Source organism: Hallella seregens ATCC 51272, assembly GCF_000518545.1.
Lineage (GTDB): Bacteria > Bacteroidota > Bacteroidia > Bacteroidales > Bacteroidaceae > Prevotella > Prevotella seregens.
This window is the reverse complement of the sequence record NZ_JADU01000019.1, coordinates 16,205-34,867: the sequence shown is the minus strand read 5'-3', so window position 1 is coordinate 34,867 and position 18,663 is coordinate 16,205. Positions and strand designations below refer to the sequence as shown.

The 18,663-nt window shown below is 57.3% G+C and carries 16 protein-coding genes and 1 other RNA gene; 8 read left to right on the top strand and 9 right to left on the bottom strand.

All coding sequences use genetic code 11. The features are described from left to right. Positions 1–198 precede the first annotated feature (198 nt). Positions 199–1,785 carry a glycoside hydrolase family 43 protein gene (locus L888_RS0107605; RefSeq protein ID WP_027952462.1) on the bottom strand — a complete coding sequence of 529 codons (1,587 nt, stop codon included), beginning with the start codon at positions 1,783–1,785 and terminating at the stop codon, positions 199–201. A 256-nt stretch (positions 1,786–2,041) separates the two neighbouring features. Between L888_RS0107605 and L888_RS0107600 the strand changes: the two genes are divergently transcribed. Beyond that, positions 2,042–3,541, top strand: a complete 1,500-nt coding sequence (locus L888_RS0107600; protein ID WP_027952461.1) for a xylulokinase — start codon at positions 2,042–2,044, stop codon at positions 3,539–3,541. A gap of 18 nt (positions 3,542–3,559) precedes the next feature. Continuing rightward, positions 3,560–4,879: a xylose isomerase gene (gene xylA / locus L888_RS0107595; protein ID WP_027952460.1), complete on the top strand. Its 1,320-nt coding sequence runs from the start codon at positions 3,560–3,562 to the stop codon at positions 4,877–4,879. Between the two features lie 128 nt (positions 4,880–5,007). On the opposite strand, the gene L888_RS0107590 is transcribed toward xylA, so the two are convergent. Beyond that, complete coding sequence (locus L888_RS0107590; RefSeq protein WP_027952459.1) at positions 5,008–6,447, bottom strand: potassium/proton antiporter; 1,440 nt, start codon at positions 6,445–6,447, stop codon at positions 5,008–5,010. Positions 6,448–6,643: 196 nt separating this feature from the next. On the opposite strand from L888_RS0107590, the gene L888_RS0107585 reads away from it, so the two are divergent. Continuing rightward, positions 6,644–7,516 carry a sigma-70 family RNA polymerase sigma factor gene (locus tag L888_RS0107585; RefSeq protein WP_005846618.1) on the top strand — a complete coding sequence of 291 codons (873 nt, stop codon included), beginning with the start codon at positions 6,644–6,646 and terminating at the stop codon, positions 7,514–7,516. A gap of 230 nt (positions 7,517–7,746) precedes the next feature. Here L888_RS0107585 and L888_RS0107580 read toward each other — a convergent pair whose 3' ends face one another. From L888_RS0107580 to rnpB, 5 genes are all read right to left on the bottom strand, one after another. Beyond that, entirely contained in the window at positions 7,747–8,835 is a 1,089-nt protein-coding gene (locus L888_RS0107580) for a phosphotransferase enzyme family protein (protein ID WP_027952458.1), read from the bottom strand. A 59-nt stretch (positions 8,836–8,894) separates the two neighbouring features. Continuing rightward, positions 8,895–9,545: a carbohydrate-binding family 9-like protein gene (locus L888_RS0107575; protein ID WP_027952457.1), complete on the bottom strand. Its 651-nt coding sequence runs from the start codon at positions 9,543–9,545 to the stop codon at positions 8,895–8,897. A gap of 45 nt (positions 9,546–9,590) precedes the next feature. Continuing rightward, entirely contained in the window at positions 9,591–9,995 is a 405-nt protein-coding gene (locus tag L888_RS0107570; RefSeq protein ID WP_005846624.1) for a YkvA family protein, read from the bottom strand. 57 nt (positions 9,996–10,052) lie between these two features. Then, positions 10,053–10,478: a hypothetical protein gene (locus tag L888_RS0107565; RefSeq protein ID WP_005846625.1), complete on the bottom strand. Its 426-nt coding sequence runs from the start codon at positions 10,476–10,478 to the stop codon at positions 10,053–10,055. Positions 10,479–10,532: 54 nt separating this feature from the next. After that, an RNA gene (rnpB, locus tag L888_RS13845) (RNase P RNA component class A) lies at positions 10,533–10,914 on the bottom strand. A 240-nt stretch (positions 10,915–11,154) separates the two neighbouring features. Here rnpB and L888_RS0107560 point away from each other — a divergent pair. The 5 genes from L888_RS0107560 to L888_RS0107540 all read left to right on the top strand — a co-directional run bounded on the left by L888_RS0107560 (position 11,155) and on the right by L888_RS0107540 (position 14,979). Beyond that, positions 11,155–12,630 (top strand): Do family serine endopeptidase, encoded by a 1,476-nt coding sequence (locus L888_RS0107560; RefSeq protein ID WP_027952455.1) that lies wholly within the window; start codon positions 11,155–11,157, stop codon positions 12,628–12,630. 156 nt (positions 12,631–12,786) lie between these two features. Beyond that, entirely contained in the window at positions 12,787–13,200 is a 414-nt protein-coding gene (locus tag L888_RS0107555; RefSeq protein ID WP_005846629.1) for a hypothetical protein, read from the top strand. Positions 13,201–13,208: 8 nt separating this feature from the next. Continuing rightward, positions 13,209–14,111 carry a hypothetical protein gene (locus L888_RS0107550; protein ID WP_027952454.1) on the top strand — a complete coding sequence of 301 codons (903 nt, stop codon included), beginning with the start codon at positions 13,209–13,211 and terminating at the stop codon, positions 14,109–14,111. Beyond that, entirely contained in the window at positions 14,084–14,584 is a 501-nt protein-coding gene (locus L888_RS0107545; RefSeq protein WP_005846635.1) for a S24/S26 family peptidase, read from the top strand. The genes L888_RS0107550 and L888_RS0107545 overlap by 28 nt, the downstream gene beginning before the upstream one ends. A 107-nt stretch (positions 14,585–14,691) precedes the next feature. Beyond that, positions 14,692–14,979 carry a PqqD family protein gene (locus L888_RS0107540; protein ID WP_005846637.1) on the top strand — a complete coding sequence of 96 codons (288 nt, stop codon included), beginning with the start codon at positions 14,692–14,694 and terminating at the stop codon, positions 14,977–14,979. A 1-nt stretch (position 14,980) separates the two neighbouring features. On the opposite strand, the gene L888_RS0107535 is transcribed toward L888_RS0107540, so the two are convergent. Together L888_RS0107535 and L888_RS0107530 are read right to left on the bottom strand one after the other, a co-directional pair. Then, positions 14,981–16,198 (bottom strand): DUF4861 domain-containing protein, encoded by a 1,218-nt coding sequence (locus L888_RS0107535; protein WP_027952453.1) that lies wholly within the window; start codon positions 16,196–16,198, stop codon positions 14,981–14,983. Beyond that, entirely contained in the window at positions 16,195–18,408 is a 2,214-nt protein-coding gene (locus L888_RS0107530) for a S9 family peptidase (RefSeq protein ID WP_027952452.1), read from the bottom strand. Before L888_RS0107530 ends, L888_RS0107535 begins: the two co-directional genes overlap by 4 nt. Positions 18,409–18,663 lie beyond the last annotated feature (255 nt).

Genomic DNA, 18,663 nt, shown 5'->3' with positions numbered 1-18,663 from the left:
GCCAAGACTCTCCTCAGCTTCCGCTTCAAAGATTGTTTAGTTGTCATGATATACTTGTGATTTGATGATTCGTTTATGGGTGATATTTTGGTTTAGAGGCAGTGCAAAGGTATGGAGATTTCGTTCAAAGCCCTATCCGTTGGGTTCACATCCCTTTCGTACATGTCTCATCGTTTCTCCCAGTGTTTCATATCTTTTTCATTTTGTCTCAAAACCATTGTTCCGACTGTATTCAAAGGTATCCACGTCTACAAACCCACCTACTTGCCGAGTGGCGAAATTAAAGATGGCTGCGCGTGTTCCCATGAAGAACCGACGATAATCAAACTGCATCTTGAAACGGTCTATGGCCGTGTGCCATGTCTGCCCGTCGGTACTGTATTGCAATCGGGCCAAATCCTGTCCCAAGGTAAAATCTGCCTGAAGTCTGAGCCATACAAGGGGGCTGTCCAAAGGCACCCGCATATCGTCTTCACGCTGCACGCCGGTCACCCGATGGTCTTTGGCTTCCATCTTCACCGACTGCCTACTGCCCACCAGTTCCCAACCTGTCGCTGTCTTCTCTATGGCCAACAGGGCGGCATCACTCTGAAACACGGAGAGACCAGCCACGTCACCTTCACACATCTGAGACACATCCATCCTTACCGCAGCCTCACAACCCGGCCCCTCCAGCCGTTGGCTGATGGTGTTGGGTGCCACAAAGAGATTTTCGGACAAGCGCGAAGTCTTTAACCGCAACCACCCCGGCCGCTCGGAGAGCGACCAGGCCGTGTCCACTGGATTATGGTTCCACTGCCAGTCAAGCCCCAGCGTCGGGCCGTCGAAAGTATCGCTGCCGGCAATCCGTCCGTCGGTATAGCCCTGTACGGGTTTATCCATCACCTCGGGCACCCGTCCAAGACTGTCTCCCAACAGCGGCCAACCCTGTTCCCAACGGCAGGGCACGAGTGTCATCACGCGTCCCACTCCGCCGCGATCCTGAAATATCATGCCATACCATCGCCCATCGGGCGTATCGACAATGGTGCCCTGTCCCACGCCTCCGAATCCGCCAAACGAGGTGTCAAGTACCGTGCGCTTTTCATAAGGGCCTCGGATATAGTCAGCCCGATAGCACACCTCGCGGCGAACCCGGCCCTTGGGCCAGGAAATCATCAACAGATAGTAACGTCCCTCGTGCTTCACCACACGCGAACCCTCAAGCAGGTTGTCCTCCTCTCCGTCACGCTCGAATAGACGCACGTGTGAATTGGGCTTCACTGACCGCAGATCGGTCGTCAGCTCCACCATGTCTCCCGTGGCATAGAACACATATGCACGGCCGTCGTCATCGAAAAAGAGCGTAGCATCATGAAAGTGGGGCAACCGGCTCACCTGATGCCAAGGCCCCTCGGCACGCTCGGCCGTCAAGATATAGGTCTCTCCACCTGGCTGGTCATTGGGCGAGAATAAGGCATAGAACCGCCCATTGTAATACTTCAGCGACGTGGCCCACTGTCCCCGTCCATACACCGTTCCGCCCACCATATTATATTTAGGCGAGTCCGTCAACCTGTCGAAGAGATAGCCCACAGTAGTCCAGTTCACCAAATCACGCGATTTCATGATGGGGCCCCCTGGCATGAGATGCATCGTAGTGGTGACCATATAGAAGTCACTGTCTACCCGAATGACATCCGGATCAGGCACGTCCGCCCACAACACAGGATTGGAGAACTGCTGCTGTCCCATGGCCAAGGTGCAGGCCAGCAAGGCAAGAAGTAGCGCGATAGTTTTCTTCATGTCGGTATATTCGTATGAGCAGCCTTGGTTGTACTGCCTTGGTTTTAGCGACAACAAAGGTAGCCGATTCCTCACAGAGCCTTTTTCCTTAACGTCTCCTTATGTTATAGATACGCAACCGCCATTGAACATCAGTAGTCTTTTGAGACATTTGGAAAAAAGACAGCCACAAAAAGAAAAGCTACAAAACAATACTATTAGGATATTTTGCTTATCTTTGCCCCCAGAAACCAATCTCCATTTAAAAACCACAACCATGAACAACCGGCAATATCTTCTGGGCTTCGACATCGGGTCGAGCAGTGTCAAAGCTTCCCTCGTCGATACAGAGACGGGTGCCACGGCCGCCACGGCTTTCTTTCCCGAGCATGAGGCTCCCATCAAGGCCGTCAAAGCCGGATGGGCAGAACAAGACCCACACATGTGGTGGACTAATGCTTGTCTGGCTCTCAAGAAAGTTATGGCACAGACCGGAGCCCGTGGCAAAGACGTGAAAGCCATCGGCATCTCTTATCAAATGCACGGGTTGGTATGCGTAGACCGGAACCAACGCGTGCTGCGCGATGCCATCATCTGGTGCGACTCACGTGCCGTGCCCTATGGCGAGCGTGCATTCCGTGATTTGGGCAGCGACCGCTGTCTGGGACACTTGCTCAACTCGCCAGGCAACTTCACTGCCGCCAAACTGGCATGGGTCAAGGAGAACGAACCCGACATCTATGCCCGTATCGACAAAGTGATGCTGCCCGGTGACTACATGGCCATGAGGCTCACCGGCGAGGTCAACACTACCATCAGCGGCCTCAGCGAAGGCATGTTTTGGGACTTTGCCGATCGGAGACCCGCCCAGTTCCTACTCGACTATTATGGTATATCTTCCTCACTGCTGCCCACTGTGGTTCCGACTTTTGCCGTGCAGTGCAGCGTAAGCCGCGAGGTTGCCGACGAACTGGGGCTCTGCGAGGGCACCCCCGTATCTTACCGTGCCGGAGACCAACCCAACAATGCGCTTTCGCTCAACGTGTTCAATCCCGGCGAGATAGCATCCACGGCCGGCACCTCCGGTGTAGTCTATGGCGTGCTGGGCGAAACGGGTTACGATTCCAAAAGCCGCGTCAACACCTTTGCCCATGTCAACTATAGCCCAGATGTAACGCGTCTAGGCGTGCTGCTCTGCATCAATGGTACAGGTATCCTCAACGCCTGGACCCACCGTAATGTGACCCCCGATCTGGACTATACCGATATGAATGCCTTGGCCGCCACCGTGCCGGTGGGCAGCGAGGGTGTGAGTATCATACCTTTTGGTAACGGCACCGAGCGTGTGCTTGAGAACCGCAAAACAGATTGCTCCATCCACGGCCTCGATTTCAACCGCCACACGAGGGCTCATGTAGTGCGTGCCGCCCAGGAGGGCATCGTCTTCTCGTTCTGCTACGGCATGGAAGTGATGCGCCAGATGGGCATGGACATCCGCAAAATCCACGCCGGGCGGGCCAACATGTTCTTAAGTCCTATCTTTCGCGATGCGCTGGCTGCCACCAGCGGGGCTGCCATCGAGCTCTACGAGACCGATGGATCAGCTGGTGCAGCCCGGGGTGCAGGCATGGGCTGTGGCATCTACAGAGACCACAACGAGGCTTTCTCTACCCTACAACGAATGGCCGTCATCGAGCCCGACAGCCATAAAGCCGCACAATATCATGAGGCTTACGAGCGTTGGAAAGCTGTATTGGCCAACGAATCTTTCTTTTAACTAAAAATAAAAACAACTATGACAAAAGAGTATTTCCCCGAAATTGGCAAGATTCCATTTGAGGGTACCGAGAGCAAGACCCCCATGGCTTTCCACTACTACGAGCCCGAACGCGTAGTCAAAGGCAAAAAAATGAAAGACTGGCTCAAGTTTGCCATGGCTTGGTGGCATACGCTGGGACAGGCCAGTGGCGATCAGTTTGGCGGGCAGACCCGCAACTATGCCTGGGATGCCGATGCTAACCCTGTGCAGCGTGCCAAGGATAAGGTGGATGCCGGCTTTGAAATCATGACCAAACTGGGCATCGAATATTTCTGTTTCCATGACGTCGACCTCGTAGACCCCGACGACGACATCGACCGCTATGAAGCCAACATGGCTGCCGTCACCGACTATCTGAAAGAAAAGATGGCTGCCGACCCCACAAAAAAACTGCTTTGGGGCACGGCCAACGTCTTCAGTGACAAGCGTTATATGAATGGGGCAGCCACCAATCCCAACTTTGATGTCGTGGCCCGCGCCGCCGTACAAATCAAGAATGCAATTGATGCTACCATCAAACTCGGCGGTCAGAACTATGTGTTCTGGGGTGGCCGCGAAGGATACATGAGTCTGCTCAACACCCAGATGCAGCGTGAGAAGAATCATCTGGCCCGCATGCTCACCGCTGCTCGCGACTATGCACGCGCCCAGGGCTTCAAGGGCACGTTCCTCATCGAGCCTAAGCCATGCGAGCCCACCAAGCACCAATACGACGTGGACACGGAGACCGTCATCGGATTCCTGCGCGCCAACGGCCTCGACAAAGACTTCAAAGTAAACATCGAGGTGAATCATGCCACATTGGCGGGTCACACTTTCGAGCACGAACTGGCTGTGGCTGTGGACAACGGCATGCTGGGCAGCATTGATGCCAACCGCGGTGATGCGCAGAATGGCTGGGATACCGACCAGTTCCCCATCGACAACTTCGAGCTCACACAAGCCATGATGCAGATTATCCGCAACGGCGGACTGGGCAACGGCGGCAGTAACTTCGATGCCAAGATTCGCCGCAACTCCACCGATCCAGAAGACATCTTCCTGGCCCACATCAGTGGCATGGATGCCATGGCCCGTGCTCTGCTCAATGCAGCAGCCATCCTTGACGAGAGCGAGCTGCCCCAGATGCTGCGCGACCGCTATGCCAGTTTTGACGAGGGACAGGGCAAGGCCTTTGAAGAGGGCCGGTTGAGTCTCGAAGACCTTGTAGATTATGCCAAGCAGAACGGTGAGCCCCGTCAAATCAGTGGCAAACAAGAACTCTACGAGACCATCGTCGCCCTGTATAGTAAGTAGGTCTCGTCATAGCCCTGCGTACAGGGAGAAAAGGATGTACTTATGGGGAATGTGCCCGCACCGCCAACAAAGCGGGCAGGTGCATTCCCCACTTTGCTTTATCGTGCAGATGGTTTTCCTGTCCGCAGCTACTTGGAAATGGTGAGCAGCACGTCGCCTACATGGAGCTTAAGTTGTCCGTTGGGAACAATGAAGCTGTCACCACGCTTGACAAGCATCACCAGATGCCCCTCGGGAAATCCTACGTCGGCCAGATGTTCGCCACGGACCAACAGTTCGGGCGTGACGGCCTGCTCATTAAGTTGCGGCCCCAACTCCTCCGGAATCTCAATGCCAAATTCGCTTGCAGGCTTCTCCTGCTCGCAGTCCAGTCCCAGCCGCCGCGCCGCCCACGAAATAGTGGTACCCTGCAACGACAGCGACAGCAGGGTGATGAAGAATACAATGTTGAACAGCAGATTGCCGTCTTCAAGGCCAGCCATCATCGGATAGGTAGCAAAGATGATAGGCACCGCGCCACGCAGGCCCACCCACGAAAGGAATAGCTTGGCCCGCACGGGCAGCCGACGGAAAGGAAGCAGGCAAATAAAGACCGACAGCGGGCGAGATACCAGCATCATAAACAGTCCGATGGCCAGCCCGATATAGGCTATCTGCCACACCTCTGAGGGATTGACAAGCAGTCCCAGCGTGAGAAACATCACGATTTGAAGCAACCATGTGAGCCCGTCCATGAAAGTGGTCATCTCCCGACGATATGACAAACGGCGGTTTCCCACCACAAGTCCAGCCACGTAGACAGCCAGATACCCGTTGCCGTGGAGCATGTCTGTGAATGTGTAGATGATGAGAATGAAGCTCAGCAACAGCACAGGATAGAGCGATGGATTAGGCAGGTTGATGCGGTTGACCACCCACGAACAGACACGTCCGAGCCCCCAACCCAGCAGTCCGCCCAGGAAAAACTGCACCAGGAGGTTGCCCAGCAGATGAAGTGTTGAAAACTCGGCACCTGTAGCCGCTACTTCAACCAGTGCCAGCGTGAGCATATAGGCCATGGGATCATTGCTGCCACTCTCCAGTTCGAGGATGGGACGAAGCCGATGCTTCAGTCCGATGCCTTGTGTGCGCAGCAGGTTGAAAACCGAAGCCGAGTCTGTGGACGACATCGTGGCGGCAAGAAGCATGGAAAGCACCAGCGACAAATGAATGTCGAGACCTGTGGCCCGGGAGAGGAAAAAGACAAAAAGTCCAGTCAGCGCCGTCGTAAGCACCACGCCAAGCGAGGCCAGCAATACGCCGGGAGCCAAGATAGGGTGCACGTCGTGCATCTTGGTATCCATACCCCCAGTGAAAAGAATCACACTGAGCGAAAGCATGCCGATGAACTGAGCATCCGCCACCTGATTGAATGCAATGCCCAGCCCCTCGCTGCCAAAGGCCATGCCCGTGAATAGAAAGAGCAACAGCGTAGGAACCCCAAAGCGGTAACCGGTCTTGCTGATGAGGATACTCACAAAAATAAGGACGGAACCCAGAAAGATAATGTTTTCAACCGTAAATGCCATATTAGTGCAAAATTACGAAGAATAAGCCAGTTATCTCAGCCAAAGGGTTTGGAAAAATATTCAATAAACGTTATTAATCCATAAATAACAGATAGAGAAATAACAACCTATTGATATTTTACTTATTTTTATTTCGATTTTGGAGGAATAATAAGAAACGCTTCTCTCAGGGCGTTTAAAATGTTTGTGTGTAAGAATGAGACAATTAAAGATTCAGAAAAGCATCACCAATCGCTCCAGCGAGGCTTTGGACAAGTACCTGGTAGAGATTGGTCGGGCTCCTCTTATCACAATTGATGAGGAGATAGACTTGGCACAGAAAATCAAGAAAGGCGGCCGCGAGGGTGAAAAAGCCAAAGAAAAACTTGTCACAGCTAACTTGCGCTTCGTAGTGTCTGTAGCCAAACAATACCAACATCAAGGGCTGTCACTCACCGACCTTATCGACGAGGGCAACATCGGGCTTATCAAAGCTGCACAGAAGTTTGACGAGACCCGTGGCTTCAAATTTATCTCCTACGCCGTGTGGTGGATTCGGCAGAGCATCCTGCAGGCCATTGCCGAGCAGAGCCGCATCGTGCGACTACCACTCAACCAAGTGGGTTCACTGAGCAAAATCAACCATGAAATCAACCGCTTCGAGCAGGTACACGAGAGGCACCCAAGCATGCAGGAAATATCGGATGCCACTAATATAGAGGTGGAAAAGATTGGGCAGAGCATGATGGCCGACGGTCACCATGTGAGCATAGACGCGCCGTTTCAGGAAGGTGAAGACAATTCGATGGTCGACGTGATGGCCAGCGGCGACGACAGTCGCACGGACAAGAGCGTAGATCACGAGAGCATGGCCCAGGAATTGAACACGGTACTGGAGAGCGTGCTCAAGGAGCGCGAGGTGATTATCCTGCGCGAGTGCTTCGGCATAGGCTGCAACGAATTAGGACTGGAGGAGATTGGCGACCAGCTTGGACTCACGCGCGAACGCGTGCGACAGATTCGTGAGAAGAGCATTGCCAAGCTGCGCGAAAGCGGCCACGTGAAGATTCTGATGAAATATCTGGGCTGAACACAGCATCAATAGAAGCTAAGACCCATTTGTTGTGCTGCTTCAACTTCTCTGATATGGGCAAGTTGTGAGTATTGGACGACCAGTTCAACGACTACGGGGTGATCTTTTTCAAGTAATTTTAGGTTGGCATGCAGCCGCAGGACTGTACACAAAAAGAAGCCTCCCCTGAAAGTCTTCCTTAGACTTTCAGGGGGCGTCTTGTTATGAGCTGCATGCTCTGGCTTCGCTCAAAGTGAGCTGATGAATGCTGAAAGGCGTGGCATGCCCGCCTCGGCCAGCTGATAGAGACGGAACTGGTTGTGGGCACGCTCAAGATTGTGGCCGGGATGCGTGGTCTTGTAGTAGGTATCGCCGTTGAGATAGTCGGCAAGGAAGCGCACGCACTGCATATAGGGGAAGAGGGCCATGGCAAAGGGCAGGTGGGTACGCTCGGTGGCCGTCAGGAAAGAGCGCGTGGACTCAATGTAGCCACGGGTGAAACTCTCAATGACATCCCAGCGCAGGGCCACGTGCGACTCGTCGGGGTCGTCCTCGACGGTGGCATTGGCAGCCGTCCGCAGGAAGTCTCCATAGTCAGAGAACACGAAACTCGGCATGACGGTATCAAGATCTATGACGCAGAGCACGCCGCCGCCCTCGTCAAAGAGCACGTTGCCCACCTTGGAGTCGCAGTGACAAATACGCTTGGGCAGGAGTCCGGCGGCATGCAGCCGCTCGGCCAGACACATGTCTTCGGCGTGGGCCAACAGACTGTCCACGAGCGTGCGCACACCGGCAAGCCGACCATGGGCATCGCGTGCCACGGCATCGCGCAACTGGTCGAGGCGAAGCCTCATGTTGTGAAAGTCGGGAATGGTCTCGCCAAGCGGCTCGTCCAAGTCGGCCAGCATGCTCTCGAACCCACCGAAAGCGCTACCCGCATCGTAGGCATTGGGCGGCGTGACGGCATCGAAGCTCTGCGTGCGGGGAATGAAAACGGACACGCGCCAGTAGTCACCCTCTGGGGTACGGTGCCAGGTGGCACCCTCACGTGTGCTGACAAAGTGCAGCACCTTGCGGTCAATGTCTTTCTCCCCACGCGCCTCCAACCGGGCACGGATATGGGCCGTGACGGCCTCGATGTTGTGCTGCAGCAGGGCTACGTCTGTAAAGACCGCATGATTGATGCGCTGGAGCACGTAGTCGGGGCAGTCTTTCTCGACCGTAGATACCTTAAAAGTGTCGTTGATGAGTCCACTGCCGAGGGTTGTCACGGCAATGGGTGTGCCATTCAGGATGAAGTGTGAAAGGATTTCGTTTGTTCGGTCTGTATTCATTGTTGCTGTTTTTTAGTTGGACACATTCTGGCAGGCCCCCGCACGATGCTCCGAAGCGCCTACTCGAGCATCAGCTCGCCGAAGCAGTCGGGGCGGTGGAAATCGGGGGCCGGGGCCGCAATGGGGTTCCAAGAGAGAAAATGGGGCGTGGGCAGCAGGTCACCACACTTGTAGAAATTGGCCCTCAGACGAGTGCCGCCGTCGAACGACACCCCGCCCAAGAAAAAGGCAGAGGCGGGAACGACAAGGGCCAGCTCCCACTCGGTGTGGGCCAGCCGCGCGTCGAACGGCTCCATGCCCAGCGAAGACCAGCGGCCCACGGTGTCGAGCACGTGCTGCGGGGCATGGGTACGCCCCTCGCGGCTTGCACCGGCACCGATGAGCATGCGGCCCGCACAGTTCACCTCTATATTATAGTAGATGCCACCCTCTGCAGACTGGCAGAAGAACTCGCAGCACGAATCCTCCCAGATACGCTCGTCATCATGCCGGGCAACAGCCCTCACGCTGTCTTCGACAATGTGGTAATGCAGCAGAATAGCACGGTCGGTGCGGGCCACACGGAACCTCACCGCAGGACAATAGGAGAACTCCGGCCAGTTGACGCAGCCTATCGTTTGCCACGCCAGCCGGGCACCGTCCATGAGCTCCGGCAGTCCGGCCACCTCGGGCAGTCCGGTCGCAAGAGCCGGTACAACAAGTGTTTTCATTGGATAAGTATGATTGAAGATAAAGCCGCAAAAGGCAGCTTCAAGTTATTCCGCATTTGGATCGAAGAGATGGTCGGCTTCCTCGATCTCGTCGTCGTCGAACCATTGGGCGAGCTTGGCCCGCGCCTTGGCTTTCACGTCCTCCGACACCTCGCCCCAAACCTTGTGGAGCACGTAGACGAGCACGGCCAAATCATCGCTCAGTCCCGCAATGGGGATGGCATCGGGCATCACGTCGAGCGGACTGATGAGATAGCCCAAGGCACCGATGATGATGGCTTTCTCTTTCAGCGACACCTTGTCGCTCTCCAGTGTATAGAAGAGTATCAGGGCCGCATACACAAACTTGGCGCCGGCACGCTTGGCCACGCGCGATATTTTCTCTACAAATCCATTGGCCGTGAACTTGTTTTTGTAGGCCATGAAGTCGGGTAATTCAATCTTATTCATACGTAGTCTCATGATGAGGGGTTCATGATGTCTCCGGGTGACGGGCCGCACCGCCGCTCATGCCCACCGTTCTATAGCCTCGGTCAGGGCGGCCGCCTCGGGATTGTCGGCCTTGAGCCGGCCCAGCCGGCGGCGTTTCAGCAGCACGCGCACGCCTTTCAGCAACAGGGCCACGGCCACGCCGACGACAATGCCCACCAGCAGCGACGTGGTCTCTGAGCGCCAAGGCAGGCTGTCCAGCGGGAAAGCACTGATTACGATGACCGGTACCAGAGCCACGATGCCATAGAAAGTCTGCTGTGCGCGCTGCGTCCCTTCGCTGTCGAGAATGGACTGATAATCGAAGAGGTAGCTGTCCAGTTGCTCACGTGTGACGTGGCTGGCCTCCAGCGTGGGAAAGTCGGGCTCGTTGCCGTGACGCTCCATCGTGCGGATAATGCGGTGCTCGAAGTCGTCCAGAATGTTGGGTTGCAAATCTTTCATATCCTATAAACTCCCGCCGAGGGCTTTTATTATATGACGAAAAAGATAAAAAAGCAAGGCAGCGCCCTGATAAGCCGGGTTCTGTATCCTCCTTGAGAAGGAGCTCTATCATTTATCTACGATGCAGGTCGCCCTGCACCTCAAGCGTTCTACCCTCCATCGTTCCACTCGAAGTGGCTCGGGCAGGCAACCCTGACATGACGATGGTTTACATGAACTTGCAGCCTCCAGCCGGCACGGCACGACGGTCGCCCGCCGCCCGGTGGTCTCTTACACCACCTTCTCACCCTTGCCATCCGCGGGGGATGGCGGTCATTCTCTTCTGCCTACGCCTACTGTCACCAATAGCTTCTATTTTCGGAAGTGGAGCGCCTTGTGCTGCCCGGACTTTCCTCCCGCATCCCGAGGGATGCCGGCGACAGAGCCGGGGCACTGCCTTACCGATTGCAAAAGTAGCAAATAATTCTGAGAACGGGCCATTCTTCCCCAAGTTTTGCAAGTTTTTAAACGAATGTAAAAAGCTGGTCGGCACGGCTTAATAGCCGTTAAGTGTTAAAATCAAAGTGTTAAAATCGGATAAAGGTATAGGACAGAATGGCATATTGACGATTTTTGCGCCTATATTTGCAAGCGAATTAAACCAAAAGCGGACAAACAATAAAATCATAACATGAACATGAAAAAGTATTCCTATTATTTGCTTGCAGCCCTCTGCGTCGTTGCAGTGGCATTCTCTGCAGGCTCGTTCATCAAAGTCCAGGCAGCCGCCAACGAGACGGCGCAGAGCGGACAGCCCGTAGACCTGACCTATGCCACCGACAAGGCCCTGCCCGCCGTGGTTCATATCAAGTATGTGCAAAACTCCAAGACGCAGACCGTGGAAGTGCAGAGCGACCCGTTCTCCGACTTTTTCTCTGACCCCTTCGGCTTCTTCGGCAATCCGCAGGGACAGGGCAACGGTGGCAAGCAACGGCGGCAGGTGCGCACCCCGAAGAAAGAAGCCACGGGCTCGGGCGTCATCATCAGCAGCGACGGCTACATCGTGACCAACAACCACGTGGTGAACGGGGCCGACGAGCTCACCGTAACCCTGGAAGACAACCGTGAGTTCAACGCCCGCATCATCGGTACCGACCCCACAACCGACCTGGCACTCATCAAGATAGACGGCAAGAACCTCCCCACCCTGCCCATTGGCGACTCTGACAAAATCCGTGTGGGCGAATGGGTGATTGCCGTGGGCAACCCCTTCGGATTCAACAACACCGTGACGGCCGGCATCATCAGCGCCAAGGCCCGCACGCTGGGACAGAACGGTGTGGAGAGCTTTATCCAGACCGATGCCGCCATCAACCGCGGCAACTCGGGCGGCGCACTGGTCAACACACGCGGCGAACTCATCGGCATCAACGCCATGCTCTACTCCGAAACCGGCTCCTACTCGGGCTATGGTTTCGCCATTCCCACCAGCATCATGAACAAAGTGGTGGCCGATCTCAAGGAATACGGCACCGTGCAGCGGGCCTATCTGGGCATCAAGGGCAGCGACGTGCTCAACTATATCAACAGCCAAAAGGATGAAAACAAGGAGGCACCCGACCTCGGAACCAACGAGGGCGTGTACGTTGCCGAGGTCGAAGACAACGGTGCAGCCGCAGAAGCCGGTCTGCAGAAAGGCGACGTCATCACTGCCATAGACGGCAAGAACATCAGCAAGATGGCCGAACTGCAAGAGGTTATCAACAGCAAGCGACCCGGCGACAAGGCTACCATCACCTGGTTGCGCAACAAGAAGAAGATGAGCAAGACCGTCACCGTGAAGAACCGGCAGGGCAACACCCGCGTGATGAAGACGGCCGACCTCGACGTGCTCGGCGCCAAGGTTCTCCCCGTGAGCGAAAGTCTGAAGAAGCAGCTGGGCATCAGCTACGGCCTTCAGGTGAAGGACGTGAAGAGCGGAGCCTTCAAACAGGGTGGCATCAGCGACGGCTTCATCATCCTCACAGCCAACGACGAGCCCATGAAGACCATCTCAGATCTGCAGGAAGCTGTGAAATCGGCATCGACCAGCAAGACTCCCGTGCTCTTCATCACCGGCATCTGGCCCTCGGGCAAGACCGACTACAAAGCCATCAAAGTGGGCGAAGAATAGGCCCTCTGCCGACAAACTCATCATGGAGGCGGGACATTCACAACGAGTGTTCCGCCTTTTTTCTTCTTTTTTCGGCCAAAAACCGGGTATCGTCACAAGTTTTTCGTACCTTTGCACCTTGAAAGCCCCATCCATCATGCACTCAATCCCAGCAAAATGAATTGGAAGAAATATTTGCTCACCATGGTTGTCGCCCTGCTTGCTCTGGACGCATCGGCAGCCGAAAAGACCCAAACGGTCTACATGTACGGCTTTGCCGCCTCGTTCAACGACTCCACAGTCTACTTCACCGACATTCAGCAGATAGACTCCGCCAGCGTGGAGAGCCGCACTCATTTCCTTTACAGCCGCAACGACTACTCCTATCAGCTGCGCGACTATCTGGCCGCCAACGGCTTCAAGAACGCCACCTGCGTCACCGCCTTTGCCTTGACGCGCAAGGAAGCCGATAAAAAATACCTCGCCCTGCGCAAGCGTTACCTCAGCGGCGGCCGCTACACCATCAAGTATATTCCGGCATCCGACTTCCGGTTCCAGCCCATCCCGGCTTCCAACGGGGCGGGCGAGTAATCCCTGCCATGACCGGAACGCCACACGCCCACCTCTTCCGCATCGCCGATTTCAACGTGCGTCTTGTCTTCAAAGACGGCGGATGCAACGGCATGCACCTGCTTCCCTCGTTCGAGCCGTTCCGTACAGAGCGGTTCGACAGCACCGATCTGCTCTTCCAACTCACCATTGCCGACACACTGCGGCCGCGGCCCAAGCGCGAGCGCGAGCACATCCGCGTCTTCGACACAGGCAACGGCAACACCGTGGTGGACCGTCTGTCCAACGGCGGCTACCAGTATATCATCAGAGACATCTCGGGCACCGACTGTGCCTTGCTCATCACCAACAAGGACTTCAGCGACTGCCAATGTGCCCTGAACGGCAGCTACAATATGCGCTGCTTCGGCCTGAACAATGCGCTCATGCTCGTCTTCGCCTTTGCCGCCAGCCGCGAGCAGGCCGTGCTCATCCATGCCTCGCTGGTGCGGCAGAACGGCTACGGCTATGCTTTCATTGCCAAAAGCGGCACGGGCAAGTCCACACAGGTGAGCCTCTGGCTGCGCCACCTGCCCGGTTGCGACCTCATGAACGACGACAATCCCATTATCCGCATCATCGACGGCACGCCCTACATCTACGGCGGGCCGTGGAGCGGCAAGACGCCCTGCTACCGCAACGTGAAGGCCCGGCTCGGCGCCATCACCCGCATAGACCGTGCCCCGGCCAACTCCATCGACAAGCTGTCGCCCGTGGATGCCTTTGCCTCGGTGCTGCCGGCCTGTTCGTCCATGAAGTGGGACCCCGACATCTACAACCGCATCTGCGATACCCTCACCCGACTGGTCGAAACCACAGGCATCTACACCCTGCACTGTCTGCCCAATCAAGAAGCCGCCATCCTATGCAATCAAGCCATCCGAAGAACGTAGCCCTGCCCAGGCGGGAGCTGCAATTCCCCAATGCCCAACTGCTGCCCGAGATTGTGCGGCTCATGGAAGAGGGACACACCGTGACCCTGCGGCTGCGCGGCTTCTCCATGCGCCCCTTTCTCGAGGACAACCGCGACAAAGCCCTCTTGACGCTCGCCGTGCATCCGCGCGTGGGCGACCCCGTACTGGCCGAGATTGGCGAGGGACGCTACGTGTTCCACCGCATTGTCCGCATCGAGGGCGAGCTCGTCACGCTGCGCGGCGACGGCAACATCGGCACCGAGCAATGCCTGCTCCACAACGTGAAAGGGGCTGCCATCGGGTTCTACCGCAAGGGGCGCGACACGCTCGAGCGCACCGACGGCCTCAAGTGGAGGCTCTACTCCTGGCTGTGGATGCACCTGCTGCCCGTGCGACGCTACCTCCTGGGAGCCTACCGGCGGCTGTGGCTGCCCCTCTTCGGCCCCATGTAAACACACGAATAAACCCGGATAAAAACACGAATACACTGGGGGCGGACACACGACGGCCATCGGCGGCCCCCGTGAAAACAGACCGACCCCACTATAAAGACCAAGATATGAAAGCAAAAAAAGGATTCAACATCCGCAACATCTGTGGCCACAACATCATCGTGGCCGAGGGCAAGGAGAATATGGATTTCAGCAATATCATCAGCATGAACGAGAGCTCGGCCCTGCTCTGGAACGCCATTCAGGACAAAGATTTCACCGTAGACGACCTGGCAGAGCTGCTGATGGACAACTACCAGATAGACGACGACACCCCGCTGCCCCGCGAACAGGCGCTGGCCGACGCAGAGACGGTGGTGGGCCAGTGGCGCACGGCGGGCATCCTTCTGGACTGATTCAGCGGGCCGAACCCAGGCTTACCTGCAAGGGGCGGGCCAGCATTTGCAGCGTCTGGCGCACGCGCAAGTCCCATTCGGCCTGTGTGCGCACGTCGTACTCACTCCACGCACTGCCAAAATAATAGGTGTAGCGTTCGCCGTTGCGCAACCCTTTCTTCACCCCCACAGCATGGCCCTCGTCGCTGCCCGAGGCGCGGGCATAGAGCAGCCGGTGCGTCTGCGCCCCCTCGGGAAAGAGCACGCCGATGTAGAGCTGGCCGCCGTAGCGGTCGGGACGGTCGGTAGGGTCGGCATACTGCACGTAGTCGCGGCCAGTCACCACGCTCTCGCGCCCCGCTGTATGGATGACAAAACCGGCAGCCAGGTCGCGCGGGCGCGACAATCCCTCGTACCACACGGTCATGCGGTTGAAGTTTGACCCTTTGTCCAGGCTGATGATGCGATGCTCCGTCACCAGCGTATCGCCGCCAACGCGCGTGGGCGCATAGGTCAGCTCCACGGTGAAGCGCAGCGGCCCGTTGTCCAATATCTTGTAACGCTGGTAACAATAAGGCAGCACCAGGCTGTCGCCCAGCATCAACGCCGGCGTGCCGCAGCCCATTGTGGGGCCCACGCCATAGCAGTCCATGCCGTTGCCATGGTCCAGATGGAACGAGGTGTGCAGGTCGATGTCCCTGTTTTTGCGCCCGTTCTCGGCGTTGGCCCATCCCGTCACGTTGCCCTCATAGTCCTTGTAATACCGCTGGGCCATGTCGAGTTCCTTGGAATTCTTGGTCCACACGTCTATGCCGAAGCTGCGTTCGCCCGTTCGTTGCAGGGCGGGCCCATAGACGCGATAGGCCCCGCGGTCGTTTTCCCAGCCTATGTCGTCCTTGCGCAGGGGGTACATCCGCCCGCTCACCCAGCTGCGCATAGGCTCCGGTGTGCCCGGGGCCACGGTGTAGACGGTGCGCCCGTGAGGTTTCACGGGGGCGTCGATGAGCAGCCGCCCGTCGTGGGTAATCTGCCAGGCCACCTGCTGCCCCATCGGGTTGCGCACCACAAACGGCTCGCCCTCGGCCAGTCCCAACCGCCGGCGCAGACTGTCGAGGCCTATCTCTATGAGTTCCTGCCGCTGGAAGTCCAGCGGATTGACAGCCGTCACCGTCACCTCGGCGGCACGGCCCGGGGCCGGCAGCATGGCCAGCCACAGGGCAAAAAGCAGGGTTCGCATCATTTGTTTGCTTTAAGATGGTCCACGAACCACGCAGTGATCTGGCGCAACAGATGGTTGCGCGTGTTGCCGCCATGGATGCCGTGGCTGCGGTTGGTGTAGTAGTTCTCCTTGAAATCCTTGTCGGCTTGCACCAGCGCCTCGGCATACTCGAAGGTGTTCTGCGGGTGCACGTTGTCGTCGGCCATGCCGTGGCAGAGCAGCAGGGCCCCGCTGAGCCGTGCGGCGCGGCTGATGGCGTTGTCGGCATAGCCGTCGGGATTCTCCTTGGGCGTGCGCATGTAGCGCTCGGTGTACACCGTGTCGTAGAAGCGGTAGCTGGTGGGCGGCGCCACGGCCACGCCGGCCTTGAACACCGGCCGGCCCTCGCTCATGCTCATCAGCGTGCAGAATCCGCCGTAGGACCAGCCCCAGATGCCGATGTTGTCCTTGTCCACGTAGGGCTGCCGGCCCAGATAGAGTGCGGTCTCCACCTGGTCGCGGGCCTCGAGCAGGCCGAGACGCTGATACGTGCACTTCTCAAACTCGGCCCCACGACCGCCCGTTCCGCGGCCGTCCACGCACACCACGATGAAGCCTTGCTGGGCCAGATACTCGTCGTAGGCGCCGCCCTGACCCATCGAACCCACGTTCCACGAGTCGACCACCTGCTGGCTGCCCGGCCCGCTGTACTGGAACATGATGACGGGATACTTCTTCGAGGCGTCGAATCCGGCCGGTTTGAGCATCCATCCGTCCAGCTTCACGCCCTCCGAAGTGGTGAAGCTGAACAGCTCTTTCTGCCCCCAGCCATACTGCCGCATCCTGGCCTTGAGCGCGGCATTGTCCACCAGTGTGGACACCACCTTGCCGTTCTGGCTGCGCGTAGTATATATATAAGGTGTGTTGCGGTCGCTCCAAGTGTTGATGAAATACTTCAGATCGGCCGAGAAAATGGCCGAGTTCCATCCGGCCCGGTCGGTCAGCCGCTCGGTCTTGCCGTTCTTGTGGGCCACGTAGACCTGCCTGTCGTGCGGCCCGAGAGCCGCTGCCTGATAGTACACGTCGCCGTTGGCCTCGTCACAGCCATAGACCGCCGTGATGTCGAAGTCGCCGTTTCCAATCTTGCGCAGCAGCTGCCCGTTCATGTTGTACAGGTAGAGGCGCATGTGGCCGTCGCGGTCTGAGGGCATGAGAATGTAGTCCTTGCCCATGCGGATGCCCGCCATGGCCTCCTCCTTGACGTAGCGGGGCACGCTCTCCCTGACGAGCAACCGGGTCACGGTGCTGCGTGGATTCACGCCGTAGAGGCTCAGCACGTCCTGGTGTCGGTTCATGGTGTAGACCACAATACGGTCGGCACTGGCCGTGGGCAGTATGCGAGGCATGTAGCCCTCGGCGTCGAGGGGCACGTCGAGACGCTGCGCGCGGCGGGTCTTGATGTCGTAGCTCCAGGCCGAAACGCGCGAGTTGGCCTCGCCGGCCTTGGGATATTTATAGCTGTAGGTGCCGGGATACACGGCGTTCTCCGTGTGGGTGGGGTCCATGCCCTGGTAGATTTGCAGGCTGTATTCCCTGACGTCCGTCTCGTCGTAGCGCAGCCAGCAGAGCATGGTGCCGTCGGCATTGAACGTCAGGGCGTGGCTGAAGGAGAACTCTTCCTCGTTCACCCAGTCGGGGATGCCGTTGATGACGGCGTTGGTGCGGCCGTCCTTGGTCACCTGGCTCTCGCTGTTGTCGTAGAGCAGTTTCACGAGGAAGATGTTGTTGTCGCGCACGAAAGCCACCTGATTGCCGTCGGGCGACCACACGGGGGCCTGTTGCGGGCCGCCGTCGGACAGGCGTTCCAGCTTGCGGCTCTGGATGGTATAGATGTAGAACACGGCCTTGTACGAACGTCGGTACACGGGTTGCGTCTTCGTGCGGATGAGCATACGGCGGCCGTCGGGCGACATCACATAGCCGTCGAAAGCCTCTATTCTCTCGCCCTGCGTGCGGTTCACGTCGAAGAGTACGGCCGTCTGGGCACCCGTCTTGAACGAGTATTGCACAATCTGCGTGCCGTCTTTCGAGATGCGTGCATACTGGTCGGTGCCGTCCAGGGGGCTGATGCCACTGATACTTTCGGCGGCAAAGGCGCCCTGGGTAATCGACTTCAGGTCGAGCTTGTCGGCAGCCAGCGTGGCCGACGCGGCCAGGAGCAAGGCTGTACACATGGTGATAATCTTCTTCATGGGTGAGCGTATATCGGTTGTGCACGGGGCCGTCGTGCCCCGCACCTGCTGCAAAGTTAGCCAAAAATGCTTAACACGCCAAGGCTTCGGCAGAATAATCGGTGCGTGGGCGGCAGATTTATGGGGCGGCGGCAACCGTGGTTCCGTCGGCGGTCGCCCACGGGTCGGCCGGCGTCTGCGGCGCAATGGCGTTGCGTCCACGGTGCAATCGCATCGCGTTTTCACCGTTTTGGCCGCGCGATAACGGCGTAATCG